This window comes from Pseudomonas sp. BN606 (assembly GCF_029873115.1).
Lineage (GTDB): Bacteria > Pseudomonadota > Gammaproteobacteria > Pseudomonadales > Pseudomonadaceae > Metapseudomonas.
Genome location: NZ_SSOF01000082.1, coordinates 169031 through 182567 on the forward strand (window position 1 = coordinate 169031; position 13537 = coordinate 182567).

The window sequence follows — 13537 nt, forward strand, 5'->3', positions numbered from 1 at the left end:
CTACCCGTTCGGGTTATGGCCGAGGTCGACCAAGGGGCACAAAGTAGGTAGCGAGGCGATTCGATAACAACAATAGAGGTGAACCGACATGCGCAAGACCCTGGTCGCTGCACTCGGCGCGACGCTCATCCTTCTGCCGGCCCTGAGCCCGGCGGACGACGGCAACACCCTGCGCCTGTACAACTGGTCGGACTACATGGGTGAACACACCCTCGCCGAGTTCGAGAAGGCCACCGGGATCAAGGTGATCTACGACACCTTCGATTCCTACGAGACCGTGCAGGGCAAGTTGCTGCCAGGCCGTTCCGGCTACGACCTGGTGGTGCTCAACGCCGCCCTGGTGCCGCCACTGCTCAAGGCAGGGGTCTTCCAGCCGCTGGACAAGGGCCGCCTGCCCAGTTGGAGCAACCTCGACCCACAGGTCCTGGCCAACCTGGAACACTTCGATCCGGGCGTAGCCTACTCGGCGCCCTACACCTGGGGCAGCAATGGCATCACCTACAACGTCGACATGATCAAGGCGCGCATGCCCGACGCGCCTATCGGCTCCCTGGCGATGGTCTTCGACCCCGAGATAGTGTCGCGTTTCGCAGATTGTGGCGTGACCCTGATCGACTCCCCCACTGATGTGCTGCCGCTGGCGCTGGCATACCTAGGGCGCGACCCGAACAGCGCCGAGCCCGAAGACCTAAAGGCCGCCCAGGACCTGCTGATGAAGGTGCGCCCCTACATCCGCAAGTTCGACTCCATGAGCTACCTCAACGGTCTTGCCAATGGCGACCAATGCATCGCCATGACCTGGTCCGGCGACTACGCCACGGCCCAGGCTCGCGCCACCGAAGCTGGCGCCAAGGTGAAGCTGGACTACTTCATACCCAAGGAAGGCTCGCTGATCTGGTTCGATGACTTCTACATCCCCAAGGACGCGCCGCATGTGGAGAACGCTCACAAGTTCATCGAATACATGCTGCAGCCCAAGGTGATCGCACAGGTTACCGACTACATCCGTTATGCCAACAGCAACAAGGCCGCCACTCCGCTGGTAGCCGCCGAGGTGAGGAACGACCCGGCGATCTATCCCGACGACGCGACCCGCGCCCGGCTCTTCACCCAGAAAACCCAGCCGCAGAAAGCGATGCGCCTGATCACCCGCACCTGGAATGCGGTCAAGACCGGCAAGTGAATTGAACTGCCCAGTAGAGATGGACCCGAGGTAAAGACCATGAACACCCCAAACACCGACTTCTTCGCCCAGTTCGACGATGAGCGCCTGGTGGCCGCCGACAAAGCGCATTACATGCACGGTTACCACATCTTCGACGACCACAGGGAAAACGGCTCGTTGAACATCGCAGCCGGCAGCGGCGCCTACATCTTCGACACCGCCGGCAATCGCTACCTGGACGCCGTGGGCGGCATGTGGTGCACCAACATTGGCCTCGGCCGCGAGGAAATGGCCGAGGCCATCGCCGAACAAGTCCGCCAACTCGCCTACTCCAACCCGTTCTGCGATATGGCCAACGTCAAGGCCATCGAACTCTGCGAGAAGCTTGCCGAACTGGCTCCGGGCGACCTCGACCACGTGTTCCTCACTACCGGCGGTTCCACCGCCGTGGATACCGCCTACCGCCTGGTGCAGTACTACCAGAACTGCCGCGGCAAGCCGGAAAAGAAACACGTCATCACCCGCATCAACGCGTACCACGGCTCCACGTTCCTGACCATGTCGCTGGGCGGCAAGGCAGCGGACCGTCCGGCCGAGTTCGACTTCCTCAAGGACCGCATCCATCACATCTCCTGCCCCAACCCCTACCGAGCACCAGCGGGCATGGATGAAGCGCAGTTCCTGGACTTTCTGGTCAACGAGTTCGAGGACAAGATCCTCACCCTGGGTGCGGACCGGGTGGGTGCCTTCTTCGCCGAGCCGATCATGGGCTCGGGCGGCGTGATCATCCCGCCGGCCGGCTACCACAAGCGCATGTGGGAGGTCTGCCAGCGCCATGACGTGCTCTATATCTCCGACGAGGTGGTGACCTCCTTCGGCCGTCTGGGCGCCTTCTTCGCCTCGGAAGATGTGTTCGGCGTCGTGCCGGACATCATCACTACCGCCAAAGGCCTGACTTCCGGTTACCTGCCGCTGGGTGCCTGCATCTTCTCCGATCGTATCTGGCAGGTGATCGGCGAGCCGGGCAAGGGCCGCTGCTTCAGCCATGGCTTCACCTACAGCGGGCACCCGGTGAGCTGCGTCAGCGCGCTGAAGAACATCGAGATCATCCAGCGGGAAAACCTGCTGACCCATGTGGACGAAGTGGGTGCCTATCTGGAGGAGCGCCTGCGGACCCTGGCCGACCTGCCGCTGGTGGGCAGCGTGCGCTGCAAGAAGTTGATGGCCTGCGTCGAGTTCGTTGCCAACAAGGCCAGCAAGACCCTGTTCCCCGATGAGTTGAATATCGGTGAGCAGATCCACCTGAGGGCGCAGAAGCGCGGATTACTGGTACGGCCTATCGTGCACCTGAACGTGATGTCGCCGCCGCTGACCATCACCCACGCCCAGGTGGACGAGATCGTCGACACGCTGCGCGAGGCCATCCTCGAAACCGCCGCCGACCTTGCGCGAAGTGGCGACTATGCCGGGAGTTGAGGGGGTCTGGCCGCCACCTGGCGGCACCAGTAGACTGCCGGCCATGACCGAAACCACTGCTGACAGAACCACCCCAGCCACCCTTCATGCCTGGCATGCGGGGCTGGCCCTGGCCATGGCCAGCGTTGCCGAAGCCGGCTTTTGCGAGAGGCTGGCAGAGGCGCTGGCCAGCCTCGTCCCTATCGAGTCCGTACTGCTTGGCCTGGAGTGCAAAGGCCTGCCGCCGCGCCCGCTCTACCAGCGTGGAATCCCGGCTGAGTACCGCGAGGCGCTCACCGAGCGCTACTACGCCCGTGGTTACATGCTCGACCCCTTCTGCCTTGCACTGGAGAACGGCCTGGCGGAAGGCTTCTACCACCTCTCGGAAATCGCCCCGGACGACTTCTTCAATAGCGAGTACTACCGCACCTACTACCTGAAATGCGGCTCGGTGGAAGACGCCCACTTCATCGTCGACCTGGGCGGCCAGCGCAAGGTTTCGCTGTGCGTCTACCAGGGTCGCAGCGGCGCACGCTTCAGCACTGCCGAGCTGGACCTTCTTCGGGCCGCACAGCCGCTGGTTCGGGAACTGATTCGCCAGTTCGACGAGCGCGGCGGACTGGTGCGCTGTCTGGACGGCCATGGACCTGCGCCCATGCATTCGGCGCCGGCCGCGGCGCTTAACCAGCAGATACGCGAGGCCTTCATGAACTTCGGCAGCGACCGGCTGACCGAACGCGAGCGGGAAATCGCCCACCTGCTGCTTCGCGGGCACTCGGCAAAATCCAGCGCCAAGGTGCTGGAAATCTCCCCGGAAACCGTGCGCATGCACCGCAAGAATCTCTACACCAAGCTGGAAATCAGCTCCCAGGCGGAGTTGTTCGCCCTGTTCATCGATTGGCTGACAGCCTGACCCAGGGGCCTTTTCAGTCAAACGGCAGTGGGCAGATCGCATCCATTGACTAGGCTTGCTTGTCTCTTCCCTCAACTGGAGACGCGCCATGCCCATCGAAAAAGCCCTGTACACCGCCCACGCCGAAGCCTACGGCGGCCGTGAAGGCCGCGCCGTGTCCTCGGACGGCGTGCTGGATGTGAAGCTGACCACTCCCAAGGAGCTGGGCGGCCCTGGTGGCGACGGCACCAACCCCGAGCAGCTCTTCGCGGCGGGTTACTCAGCGTGCTTCCTCGGTGCGATCAAGTTCGTCGCCGGCAAGGAAAAAATCACTCTCAGCGAAGACACCTATATAGAAGGTGCCGTGGGCATCGGTACCCTGCCGACAGGTTTCGGCATCGAAGTCGAATTGAAGATTTCCCTGCCCGGGTTGGACAAGCAGGCCGCCAAGGAACTGGTGGACAAGGCGCACATCGTCTGCCCTTACTCCAACGCTACGCGTGGCAACATCAACGTGACACTGACTTTGGTGTAACGTGCGCTCGGACAAATAAAGAGGGAGGCCACTGGCCTCCCTCTTTACTTCACCTTGTAAATGATCCCCGGACTGCACTGGACCATCTGGTAGAGGTCCGGCAGGCCGTTCAGCGCCTCGGACGCGCCGAGGAACAGATAGCCGCCCGGTTTAAGGGTGGCGTGGATGCGAGTGAGGATGTCCTTCTTCACATCGGCGGAGAAGTAGATCAGCACATTGCGGCAAAAGACGATGTCGAACTTGCCCAGCGCCGCATAGCTGTCCAGCAGGTTCAGCGGACGAAACTCCACACGGCTGCGAATGGCCGGTTTGACTGCCCAACGCCCCGGCCCTTTCGGGTCGAAGTAACGTACCAGACGTTCCTGCGAGAGGCCCCGCCCCATGGCCAGGCTGTCGTACTCGCCAGAGCGGCAGGCCGCCAGCATCGAGCTGGACAGATCCGTAGCGACGATTCGCGCGCCGGCCTTGAGCTGGCCGAGGTTGATCTTCTCGTACTCGTCGATCGTCATGGAAATGGAGAACGGTTCCTGCCCCGACGAACTGGCCGCCGACCAGATGCGCAGCGGCTGATTCGGGTTGGCCTTGAGCAGCTCGGGCAGCACCCGGCTTTTCAGCACTTCGAAGGGATAGGTATCTCGAAACCACAAGGTCTCGTTGGTGGTCATGGCATCGATGACCTGCTCGCGCAGGCCACCACGGGAAAATCCCTGGATGCGCTGAGTGAGTTCACCCAGCGTCTTGATGCCGTTCTGCTCCATCAGCTTGTTCAGCCGACTGGAGACCAGATACTGCTTGTTGCTGCCCAGCAGGATGCCGCAGGTCTTTTCCAGGAACACCCGGAACTGCTCGAACTCCACATTGCCTGAAGACACTAAGGGCGCCTCACCGATCTGTTTCCGTGTCAGGGGGCCGAATCAGCCCCCGTCCGTTACCTTGATGCGTTCCACGACTCGCGCGGCCAGGTCATCCGGCTTGAACTTGGCGAGGAAGTCATCCGCCCCGACCTTCTTCACCATTGCCTGGTTGAACACACCCGAAAGCGAAGTATGCAGGAGGATATGCAACTTCTGCATGCGCGGATCGTTGCGGATCTCCGCCGTCAGGGTATAGCCATCCATCTCCGGCATCTCGATGTCGGAAACGATCATCAGCAATTCCTGTTCCGGCGCCTTGCCTTCTTCCACCAATTCACGCAGGTAGTTGTAGGCTTGGCGCCCATCGTTCAAGGCCTTGACCTCGACGCCGACGGTTTCCAGGCAACGGATCACCTGCTTGCGCGCGACGGAAGAGTCGTCGACGATCAGGACGCGCTTGCTGACGGCCTTGCTCTGGGTGTCGATATCGATAACGCCTTCGGACACCACTTCGGAGGTGGGCGCCACTTCGGCGAGGATCTTCTCGACGTCGATGATTTCCACCAACTGCTTGTCGACCCGGGTGACCGCCGTCAGGTAATGGTCGCGACCGGTTCCCTTGGGTGGCGGATGGATCTCCTCCCAGTTCATGTTGACGATGCGCTCCACCGAGCGCACCAGGAACCCCTGCACCTTGGTGTTGTATTCCGTGATGATGACGAAGCTGTTCTTCAGGTCATCGAGGCCTCTGCGCCCGGTCGCCATGGACAGGTCGAGAATCGGAATGGTACCCCCACGGATATTGGCGACCCCGCGTACAACCGGACTGGACTTGGGCATCAGAGTGAGACGGGGGCACTGCAGTACCTCCTTCACCTTGAACACGTTGATCCCGTACAGCTGCGGCCCGTCAAGACGGAACAGCAGCAGCTCCAGGCGGTTCTGCCCGACCAGTTGAGTACGCTGGTTAACCGAATCCAAAACACCGGCCATGACCAGACTCCTATTACAAGTCGATGAGCGCCCGCTTCAGCCTAGCAGGCGGCACGAGCCTTGCTTCTAAGTTTGCATGAACACCATGATGACGCTTTTCCGACACCTGATGGCAAAACGCCGCAATACGCTTGCGGCTGTTTTACCCGCTTTGTGCTGTCTCGGCTACAGCCCTGCGTCGAGTGCGAGTGTGACGTCGCCTGAAATACTTATCGGCACCGCCGAAGGCTTTCTTGAGTTCACCGTCGAAGAATATCTGCAGCGCGGCAATATCCAGGGTCGCAGCGAAATCCAGGTCAACCGGCTCGATCCCCGCCTGCGGCTGGCCGAATGCGACAGGGATTTGACGGCCAAGCTGGAAAGCCCTGCCCAGCCGCTGGGGCGTGTCACGGTACGAATCAGCTGTGAGGGCAGCGCCCCCTGGACAGTGTTCGTCCCCGCCCAGGTGAAGCTCTATCGCGAAGTGGTGGTAGTCACGCGCGCATTGCGCCGTGGCGTGCCCATCACCCATCAGGACGTGGCCCTGGCCGAGCGTGACGTGGGCACCCTGAGCCAGGGCTTTCTGAGCGATCCGGGGCAGATCATTGGACAGAAAACTACGCGCTCCCTGGTTTCCGACCAGGTACTGGCCCCATTGCACCTGGAGCAGGCCGAAGTAGTGAGCAAGGGCGACCAGGTCGTGATCAGCGCCGTCGGCTCGTCAATCAATGTACGCATGCCGGGCGAAGCCATGAGCAAGGGCGCGCCGGGTGAGCAAATACGGGTCCGAAACCTGAGCTCCGGCCGCGTGATCAAGGCCCGAGTGAAAGGGCCAGGCCAGGTTCAGGTAGATATGTAGACATGATTCCGCTGGCGCCGGACCGGGCTGATTTCCTAAACTCAGCCGGTACGAAAGAATTTTCTAAAGTTATCCCGGACAGGGCCGATAAAACGGTAAGCGTCCAATTAGCGTCCGAGGTTCAGCATCATGGTTATCGACTTCAACCGGCTTAATAACGGCCCCACGCCTGCCAACTCCGGGCGTACCGGCAGCACCCAGGCCGGCAAGAGCGAAACCGTCACCAGCGGCCAGACTGCTTCGACCCAGAACACCGGCGAGCAGGCTCCGACTGCCAAAAGCGGCGAATCCGTGCAACTGAGCAGCGAAGCTCAAGTGCTGCAGAAAGCCGGCGAAAAACTGCGCGACCTGCCCGTGGTGGACAAGGAACGCGTGGAAAAGCTCAAGCAGGCCATTGCCGACGGCTCCTACCAGGTCGACAGCAAGCGCGTGGCCAGCAAGCTGCTGAACTTCGAATCCCAGCGCTAGTCCACGGGCGGCGCTGGGGAACTTGGACGCTAAGGCCCCAGAGCGCGTATGCACGATACCAACCTGCTTCAGCTGTTCACCGACGATATCGGCCATGCCAAGCGTTTGCTTGAGCTAATGGACGAAGAATTCCAGGTTCTGGGCGAGCGCGACCTAGTCCGCCTCGAGAAACTGCTGGCCGACAAGCAACCCCTGCTTGCCCAACTCGACCAGCATGGCCACCAACGCAGCCAACTGCTGGCCAGCCTCCAATTGAGCACCGATCGCGCCGGTTTGCAGCAACTCGCCGAGCGCTCCCCCGTGGGCCAGGAACTGCTCGAACGCAGCGACGAACTGGGCGAGCTGCTCGAACGATGCAGAACGACCAACGAGCGAAACGGTCGACTGATCCGCGCCAATCGGGCAACGATCGGCAGCATGCTCGGCATCCTGCGTGGCGGTGACACGCCCAGCCTCTATGACAGCCGCGGCGCGGCCGCTAGAATCGGCCAGCAGCGCCCGCTTAGCCAGGCCTGACAAGACATTACAAGAAAGGCACAAAGACACATGGAGGCATGACGCCACTGCTCTTTGTGTAACCCGCGTTTGCGTTCGGAGAAACCTGGACCGTGTCCAATCCATTCCACGAAGTTAACGGCCCTCAACCCCCCAAGGTGCTCAAGACACCGGTAGAGATCCTGGCCAATCTTCGTCTGCTTCAGCAGCATCACGATCCGTTGATCGTCACCTTCCACGGCCGAAACCAGCGTTTCCAGAGTTACCTGATTGAAGTGGACCGCGATCGCGGTCTTATCGCCCTGGACGAGATGATCCCGAACGACGGCGAGCGTTTCCTGAAGAGCGGCGAATCCTTCCGTGTAGAAGGCTTCCATGATGGCGTGCGTATCGCCTGGGATACCCAGCAGCCGGCAACACTCGGGGAGTTCGAGGGAGGTCGTTGCTACTGGTGCCCACTGCCCGACGAGGTGACCTACCACCAGCGCCGCAACGCCTTTCGTGCCCCCCTCAAGCAAAGCCAATTGGTACCCATCGAGCTGGACGGCGACAAGATGTCGTCCGCGATAAAGGGTGTGATGCTGGATATCTCGGCCACCGGGTGCAAGCTGCGGTTCGAAGGCGACCTGAGCGGCCGCCTGCAACCTGGGCAGATTTATGAGCGTTTCAGCGCCAAGATGCCCATCGGCCCCGTTACCACCCCGGTTGAGCTACGCCATCTGCATTTCGACGAGAAGCTGGGTATGAGCTTCGTAGGCATCCGCTTCCACAACATGAGTGGGCTGGTACAGCGCAACGTCGAGCGCTTCGTCTACCAGCTGCAACGTGAAGCGCGTCGATTCGAAAAGGACGAGCTCTTCTAGCGCTCAACCCGGCATGGCTTCCGCTGTGTCGACCTTCCCTCAGACAGTTCCGAGCTTGAAACCCAGACGCCCCAGGCGCGGCAGATGCTCGGGACTGTCCATCACCCATAGCGATGGCAGCAGCCCATGCTGCCAATCCAGCTCCTGCAGGCGTTCACACGTCAGGGCCAGCACCTGGTCACTGCCCCAGGGCATGGCTTCAAACAGGCGCGGATCGACACGTCGCAAGCCGAGGAGCACGTAGCGGCCATCCTCCGTCGGCCCCAGAACCGCCTGGTGCTGATGCAGCGCCTCGCAAGCGGCCGACAGGTAATCGGCATCCAGCATCGGGCAATGCTGGCCGATAAGCACCACGGCATCGTTTTCTGACAACCCCAAGGCAGCGATACGTCGCATGCGCTCCCCCAGGTCACCCACCGGCTGCCCCACGACCATCCAGTCGTTGTCCTCGGCCAGGGCTTCAAGGGCCTCGTCCGGCCCATCCTCGATCCAGAAGATCCGCTCACAGAAGCCAAGCGGCGGTAGGTTGAGTACGCGCGCCACCAATTGCCGATGCAACTGGCTCACCCCCTCCTCGCCCAACTCCGGAACCAGGCGGGGGTGGTGCTTGCCAGCCTGAGGGGCGCTGGCCAGCAGATGCAGGGAAATGCTCAACGACATGACCAGTTCCTCCTTGAAGTCCCAAGGCAGGCCTTGGGCTTGAAGCTCGGGTATCCGCACTGGTCGATAATTGGGCAAAAACGATGTGGCGTTGGGCCACTATTTGTCGGGCTGTGGCTGTTCCGGCATTCCCTCGGTCGACGGCTCTGGCGGCGGAACGTCGCCGTTCTGCATCTGGTCGTGCACCGCCTTTTCATCGACGCGCGGGTCCAGGGCTGCCACCAGGGGTGAACTGGTCATGTTGTCCGGGGTCGGCACATGGTGCAGCGGCGCCTCGTCGACCCGGTGTAGCCCGGTAACGGCATCCGGTCGAACCCGCAACACCAGAACCGTGGCGCAGAAGCAGACGAATGCATAGAGCATGTTCGGCCCCAGCTGTTTCATCAGTGCGCCGGTCAACAGCGGACCGATACTCGCCCCCACACCGAAGGTGATCAGTAACATGGCGGTCAGCGACACCCTCCTTTCGGCTTCTATATGGTCATTGGAGAAAGCCACCGCGAGCGGGTAAAGGCTGAACTGCAGCAGGCAGACCAGGAAGCCTACCGGGAACAGCACCTCGAGGGGCGCCGTCGGCATGATCGCCAGGGGCAAAGCGGACACTGCGAGCAAGGCCGCCGTGCTGCGAATCAGCACCGCGCGATCATGACGGTCCGACAGCCAGCCCAATGGCCACTGCACGAGGAGTCCGGCCAGGATGCAGCTCCCCATGAACAAGCCCACCTGATCGATAGGCAGGCCCTGGGCCGTGGCATAGAGCGGCGCCAGGCCGTAGAAGGAACCGATCACCAGACCGGAAACCAGCACAGTGGTCATGGACTGCGGCACCCGCTTGATGAAGAAGCGCGGCTCCAGCGGTGCCGGATGCAGCGGCGCCGGGTGCAGCTTGCGGGTCAGCGCCACCGGTACCAGGCACAGTGCGAAGCACATGGCCACCAGCATCAACAACTCCGGCCCGAGGCCGGGATGCAGGACCAGCACCAGCTGCCCGAGTACCAGCCCCAGGTAGGAGGCAACCATGTAGCCCGCGAAAACCTGTCCACGCTGGCTCGCCTCGGCCTGCTCGGTGAGCCAACTCTCGATCACCATGTACTGGCACATCATCCCCAGGCCAACAAGCATCCGCATGAACAACCAGGCTGGCAGGAAGTCGATCAGACCGTGCCCAAGCACGGCCGCCGTCACCACCCCGGCGCAGGCCACGTAGGCACGGATATGCCCGACCCGCGCGATCAGCCGGTGTCCCAGCTTGCCGCCAAGGATCAGGCCGAAATAGTTGGCCGCCATCAGGGCGCCGACCCAGAGCCCATCCACCTTGTCCGCCGCGAGGCGCAGGCCGAGGTAGGTACTGAGCAGGCCGGAGCCGATCAGCATGAGCAAGGTGGCGAAATACAGTGCGCGAAACGACTTCCAGATCCGATGCATCGGCGCTCCAGGCGGCTCCATGTACAGGAAGGGCCGACCGATCGGACGGCCCTTGGGCGATCAGACCTGAGAGGCGAGGATGCGCCGTTCCCAGGGCGTGATCTCATCGAAGAAGCTGCTGAGCTCCATCGTCTTTGTAGCAATGTAGCCTTCGATGAACTCCTTGCCGAACAGTTCACGCGCCAGATCGCTGCGTTTCAGACGCTCGATCGCAGCATGCAGGGTACAGGGAAGCAACAATTCGTCCGGCGCCTCGAATTCGCCCTGGATAGGCGCGCTCGGCTGCAGCTGCTGTTCCATCCCGTAGAGCCCGGCTGCCAGACTGGCGGCGATGGCGAGATAGGGATTGGCGTCTGCGCCGGGCAAGCGGTTCTCCACCCTTCTGGCCTCCGGCGCACTGGCTGGAATACGCAGGCCCGCCGCCCGGTTGTCGTGGGACCAGCAGGCATTGTTGGGCGACGCATAAGGGTGGCAAAGCCGCTGGTAGGAGTTCACGTTTGGCGCGAAGAGCGCGGTGAAATCCGCCATGGCCGCCTGCTGGCCACCGATGAAGTGGGCAAAGGCCGCGGTGGGCTCGCCCAGGGTATCGCTGAAGATGTTCGCCTCATCGTCGAGCGTCACCACACTCTGATGGATATGCATCGAACTGCCCGGCGTGTGCGCCAATGGCTTGGCCATGCAGACCACCTGGATGCCGTGCTTGAGCGCGACCTCCTTGAGCAGATGCTTGAACAGGAAGGTCTGGTCCGCGAGCAGCAGCGGGTCGCCATGGAGGAAGTTGATCTCAAACTGGCTGACGCCCATCTCGTGCATGAAGGTATCGCGGGACATGCCGAAAGCCGCCATGCCGCGATAGACCTCCTCGAAGAACGGCCTCAGGCCATTGTTGGAGGACACGCTGAAGGCCGAACAACCGATCTCACGACGTCCGTCCAGCCCGAGTGGCGGCTGGAAAGCCTCCGTCGGATTCGGGTTGGTCGCGAAGACAAAGAACTCCAGCTCTGTGGCGACCACGGGCTTCCAGCCGTGTTCGGCATAGCGCTCCACCACCTTGCGCAGCAGCCCCCGCGTGGACAACCCCGAAGGCCGACCGTCCAGCTCCTGGGCATCGCAGATCGCCAAGGCGCGTGGCCGATCGGCCCAAGGCAGGCAATGGATCTGGCTCGGCTCGGCGACCAGGGCCAGGTCGCCGTCGTCGCAGCCATAGAAACGGGCCGGCGGGTAACCGCCCATGATGCATTGAAGAAGCACACCCCGCGCCAGCTGCAAACGGCGGCCGGAGAGGAAGCCCTCCCCCGTCATCACCTTGCCCCGCATCACCCCGTTCAGGTCGGGGGTGACGCACTCGATCTCTTCTACACCGGCCAGTCGCTCGGCGAGCGGGCTGCGGACTTTGGTAGTCATGGTTATTGTCCTTGTGCACTACAGCCGCTCTGGATGGCGGCTTGTACAAAATACGCACCGGCCGTTCGAAATATCAAGCAGGTGAAACGGCGATTCTTCATGCCATGAAAAAGGGGTGAAGCCGCGAGGGCTTCACCCCTTTTCCGTTACTGCATCGTGCGCGTTGGCTGCCTCCTCAGCTGACGATGAAGTCCGCCTGGGTCACGGTGGCACTGGCCACGCCCACCAAAGTGATGCTGTCGGCTCCGATGGTGACCAGGGTGTCGGCCCCCACCCCAGCGATGACCACACTACCAGCGAAGTTCGCCGCGGTAATGCCCAGATTCGCGACATGCAAGCGGTCCTGGCCTCCCGCAGGAATGGCATCGAAGCCGAGAATCTGGTCCTGCCCGAAGCCCGCACCGAACTGGAAGATGTCATTGCCTGCGCCACCATTCATGGTGTCGTTGCCTGCACCGCCAACCAGGACGTCGTTCCCACCCAGTCCATTGAGAGTGTCGGCGTCACTTCCGCCCAGGATCCGGTTGGCCAGGGTATTGCCCGTGCCACTGAACGCCCCGCTGCCAATGAACACCAGGTTCTCCACGTTCGTCCCGAGACTGTAACTCGACAGCGTCGTGCGAACGACATCAGTCCCATCACCCACCGCCTCAGCCACGAAGTCCAGCGCATTGTCCACGTAGTAGGTGTCATTACCGCTGCCACCCATCATCGTGTCGGCATCCGCGCCACCATTGAGCACGTCGTTGCCGGTCAGCCCATGGAGAATGTCATTCCCGGCCAGGCCGTCGAGGGTATCAGTGCTGGTGCCACCGACCAGCCGGTTGGCCAAGGCGTTGCCGGTCCCCGTAAAGGCGCCGGCACCAAGGGAGACCAGGACCTCGAGATTGGCCCCCAGGGTGTAGCTGGACAGCGTCGTACGGACCATGTCACTCCCCTCGCCCGTATTCTCGACCACCACATCCAGCGCGTTGTCCACATAGAAGGTGTCGTCCCCGACTCCCCCCACCATACGATCAGCCCCTGCATTGCCGTTGAGGACATCATTGCCGGCTACACCGAACATCATGTCATTGCCGCCGCCACCGCTCAGGGTATCGTTCCCCACGGCACCGGCGATCACATTCGCCAGGCCGTTCCCCACCGCCGTGAAATTGCTGCTTCCGATATAGGCCAGATCCTCGACGTTGGCGCCCAGGCTGTAACTCGCAAGGGTCGTGCGCACCATGTCACGCCCGTCCCCGGCTGCCTCGGTCACCGAATCGAGCACGTTGTCGACATAGAAGGTGTCGTTGCCGGCTCCACCGGTCATGCTGTCGGCACCCGTGGCGCCATCGATCAGGTCATTGCCGGCTCCACCGTTGAGCGTGTCGTTACCACCACCGCCGTTCATCACATCGTCACCGGCGGTACCGGTCAGGATGTCGTTGCCAGGACCGCCGTTGAACGTCCCGCCGATGAAGGCGGTCGCCGCCGACGCCACCTGGTTG

14 protein-coding genes are annotated in these 13537 nt (G+C 62.1%); 8 read left to right on the forward strand and 6 right to left on the reverse strand.

The genetic code is table 11. The annotated features are described in order from the left end of the window. Positions 1 to 88: 88 nt before the first annotated feature. The 4 genes from E8E75_RS26010 (at position 89) to E8E75_RS26025 (ending at position 4047) form a co-directional block, all read left to right on the forward strand. Positions 89 to 1183 carry a polyamine ABC transporter substrate-binding protein gene (locus tag E8E75_RS26010; protein WP_120649897.1) on the forward strand — a complete coding sequence of 365 codons (1095 nt, stop codon included), beginning with the start codon at positions 89 to 91 and terminating at the stop codon, positions 1181 to 1183. A gap of 39 nt (positions 1184 to 1222) precedes the next feature. Beyond that, positions 1223 to 2641 (forward strand): aminotransferase, encoded by a 1419-nt coding sequence (locus tag E8E75_RS26015; protein ID WP_120649896.1) that lies wholly within the window; start codon positions 1223 to 1225, stop codon positions 2639 to 2641. A 43-nt stretch (positions 2642 to 2684) separates the two neighbouring features. After that, complete coding sequence (locus E8E75_RS26020) at positions 2685 to 3533, forward strand: LuxR C-terminal-related transcriptional regulator (protein ID WP_153917367.1); 849 nt, start codon at positions 2685 to 2687, stop codon at positions 3531 to 3533. 88 nt (positions 3534 to 3621) lie between these two features. Beyond that, entirely contained in the window at positions 3622 to 4047 is a 426-nt protein-coding gene (locus E8E75_RS26025) for an organic hydroperoxide resistance protein (protein WP_120649894.1), read from the forward strand. A gap of 44 nt (positions 4048 to 4091) precedes the next feature. On the opposite strand, the gene cheR is transcribed toward E8E75_RS26025, so the two are convergent. Both cheR and E8E75_RS26035 read right to left on the reverse strand, forming a co-directional pair. Continuing rightward, on the reverse strand, positions 4092 to 4919 hold the full coding sequence (gene cheR / locus E8E75_RS26030) for a protein-glutamate O-methyltransferase CheR (protein WP_120649893.1): 828 nt from the start codon (positions 4917 to 4919) through the stop codon (positions 4092 to 4094). 42 nt (positions 4920 to 4961) lie between these two features. Beyond that, positions 4962 to 5894 (reverse strand): chemotaxis protein CheV, encoded by a 933-nt coding sequence (locus tag E8E75_RS26035; RefSeq protein WP_120649892.1) that lies wholly within the window; start codon positions 5892 to 5894, stop codon positions 4962 to 4964. A gap of 76 nt (positions 5895 to 5970) precedes the next feature. On the opposite strand from E8E75_RS26035, the gene flgA reads away from it, so the two are divergent. From flgA to E8E75_RS26055, 4 genes are all read left to right on the forward strand, one after another. Then, entirely contained in the window at positions 5971 to 6732 is a 762-nt protein-coding gene (gene flgA / locus E8E75_RS26040) for a flagellar basal body P-ring formation chaperone FlgA (protein WP_153917363.1), read from the forward strand. A 129-nt stretch (positions 6733 to 6861) separates the two neighbouring features. After that, positions 6862 to 7200: a flagellar biosynthesis anti-sigma factor FlgM gene (flgM, locus tag E8E75_RS26045; protein ID WP_120649890.1), complete on the forward strand. Its 339-nt coding sequence runs from the start codon at positions 6862 to 6864 to the stop codon at positions 7198 to 7200. A 48-nt stretch (positions 7201 to 7248) separates the two neighbouring features. Further along, positions 7249 to 7716 (forward strand): flagellar protein FlgN, encoded by a 468-nt coding sequence (locus E8E75_RS26050; RefSeq protein ID WP_120649889.1) that lies wholly within the window; start codon positions 7249 to 7251, stop codon positions 7714 to 7716. Between the two features lie 92 nt (positions 7717 to 7808). Then, positions 7809 to 8558 carry a flagellar brake protein gene (locus E8E75_RS26055; RefSeq protein WP_120649888.1) on the forward strand — a complete coding sequence of 250 codons (750 nt, stop codon included), beginning with the start codon at positions 7809 to 7811 and terminating at the stop codon, positions 8556 to 8558. A 39-nt stretch (positions 8559 to 8597) separates the two neighbouring features. On the opposite strand, the gene E8E75_RS26060 is transcribed toward E8E75_RS26055, so the two are convergent. From E8E75_RS26060 to E8E75_RS26075, 4 genes are all read right to left on the reverse strand, one after another. Continuing rightward, complete coding sequence (locus E8E75_RS26060; RefSeq protein WP_120649887.1) at positions 8598 to 9218, reverse strand: TIGR04282 family arsenosugar biosynthesis glycosyltransferase; 621 nt, start codon at positions 9216 to 9218, stop codon at positions 8598 to 8600. Positions 9219 to 9317: 99 nt separating this feature from the next. Further along, positions 9318 to 10643 carry an MFS transporter gene (locus E8E75_RS26065; RefSeq protein ID WP_120649886.1) on the reverse strand — a complete coding sequence of 442 codons (1326 nt, stop codon included), beginning with the start codon at positions 10641 to 10643 and terminating at the stop codon, positions 9318 to 9320. Between the two features lie 60 nt (positions 10644 to 10703). Then, the gene (locus E8E75_RS26070; protein ID WP_162945883.1) at positions 10704 to 11945 is read right to left on the reverse strand and encodes a glutamine synthetase family protein; all 1242 of its coding nucleotides are present in this window, start codon (positions 11943 to 11945) and stop codon (positions 10704 to 10706) included. A gap of 277 nt (positions 11946 to 12222) precedes the next feature. Next, positions 12223 to 13537, reverse strand: a 1315-nt coding sequence (locus E8E75_RS26075) for a calcium-binding protein (RefSeq protein WP_348530008.1), incomplete at its 5' end; no start/stop codon positions are given.

What these genes read in the sequence shown, in the direction of transcription:
- E8E75_RS26035 (WP_120649892.1), bottom strand. Translation starts at nt 5,894, where the DNA reads ATGGCCGGTGTTTTGGATTCGGTTAACCAGCGTACTCAACTGGTCGGG.
- E8E75_RS26065 (WP_120649886.1), bottom strand. Translation starts at nt 10,643, where the DNA reads ATGCATCGGATCTGGAAGTCGTTTCGCGCACTGTATTTCGCCACCTTG.
- E8E75_RS26060 (WP_120649887.1), bottom strand. Translation starts at nt 9,218, where the DNA reads ATGTCGTTGAGCATTTCCCTGCATCTGCTGGCCAGCGCCCCTCAGGCT.
- flgA (WP_153917363.1), top strand. Translation starts at nt 5,971, where the DNA reads ATGAACACCATGATGACGCTTTTCCGACACCTGATGGCAAAACGCCGC.
- E8E75_RS26010 (WP_120649897.1), top strand. Translation starts at nt 89, where the DNA reads ATGCGCAAGACCCTGGTCGCTGCACTCGGCGCGACGCTCATCCTTCTG.
- flgM (WP_120649890.1), top strand. Translation starts at nt 6,862, where the DNA reads ATGGTTATCGACTTCAACCGGCTTAATAACGGCCCCACGCCTGCCAAC.
- E8E75_RS26070 (WP_162945883.1), bottom strand. Translation starts at nt 11,945, where the DNA reads ATGACGGGGGAGGGCTTCCTCTCCGGCCGCCGTTTGCAGCTGGCGCGG.
- E8E75_RS26020 (WP_153917367.1), top strand. Translation starts at nt 2,685, where the DNA reads ATGACCGAAACCACTGCTGACAGAACCACCCCAGCCACCCTTCATGCC.
- E8E75_RS26050 (WP_120649889.1), top strand. Translation starts at nt 7,249, where the DNA reads ATGCACGATACCAACCTGCTTCAGCTGTTCACCGACGATATCGGCCAT.
- E8E75_RS26025 (WP_120649894.1), top strand. Translation starts at nt 3,622, where the DNA reads ATGCCCATCGAAAAAGCCCTGTACACCGCCCACGCCGAAGCCTACGGC.
- E8E75_RS26015 (WP_120649896.1), top strand. Translation starts at nt 1,223, where the DNA reads ATGAACACCCCAAACACCGACTTCTTCGCCCAGTTCGACGATGAGCGC.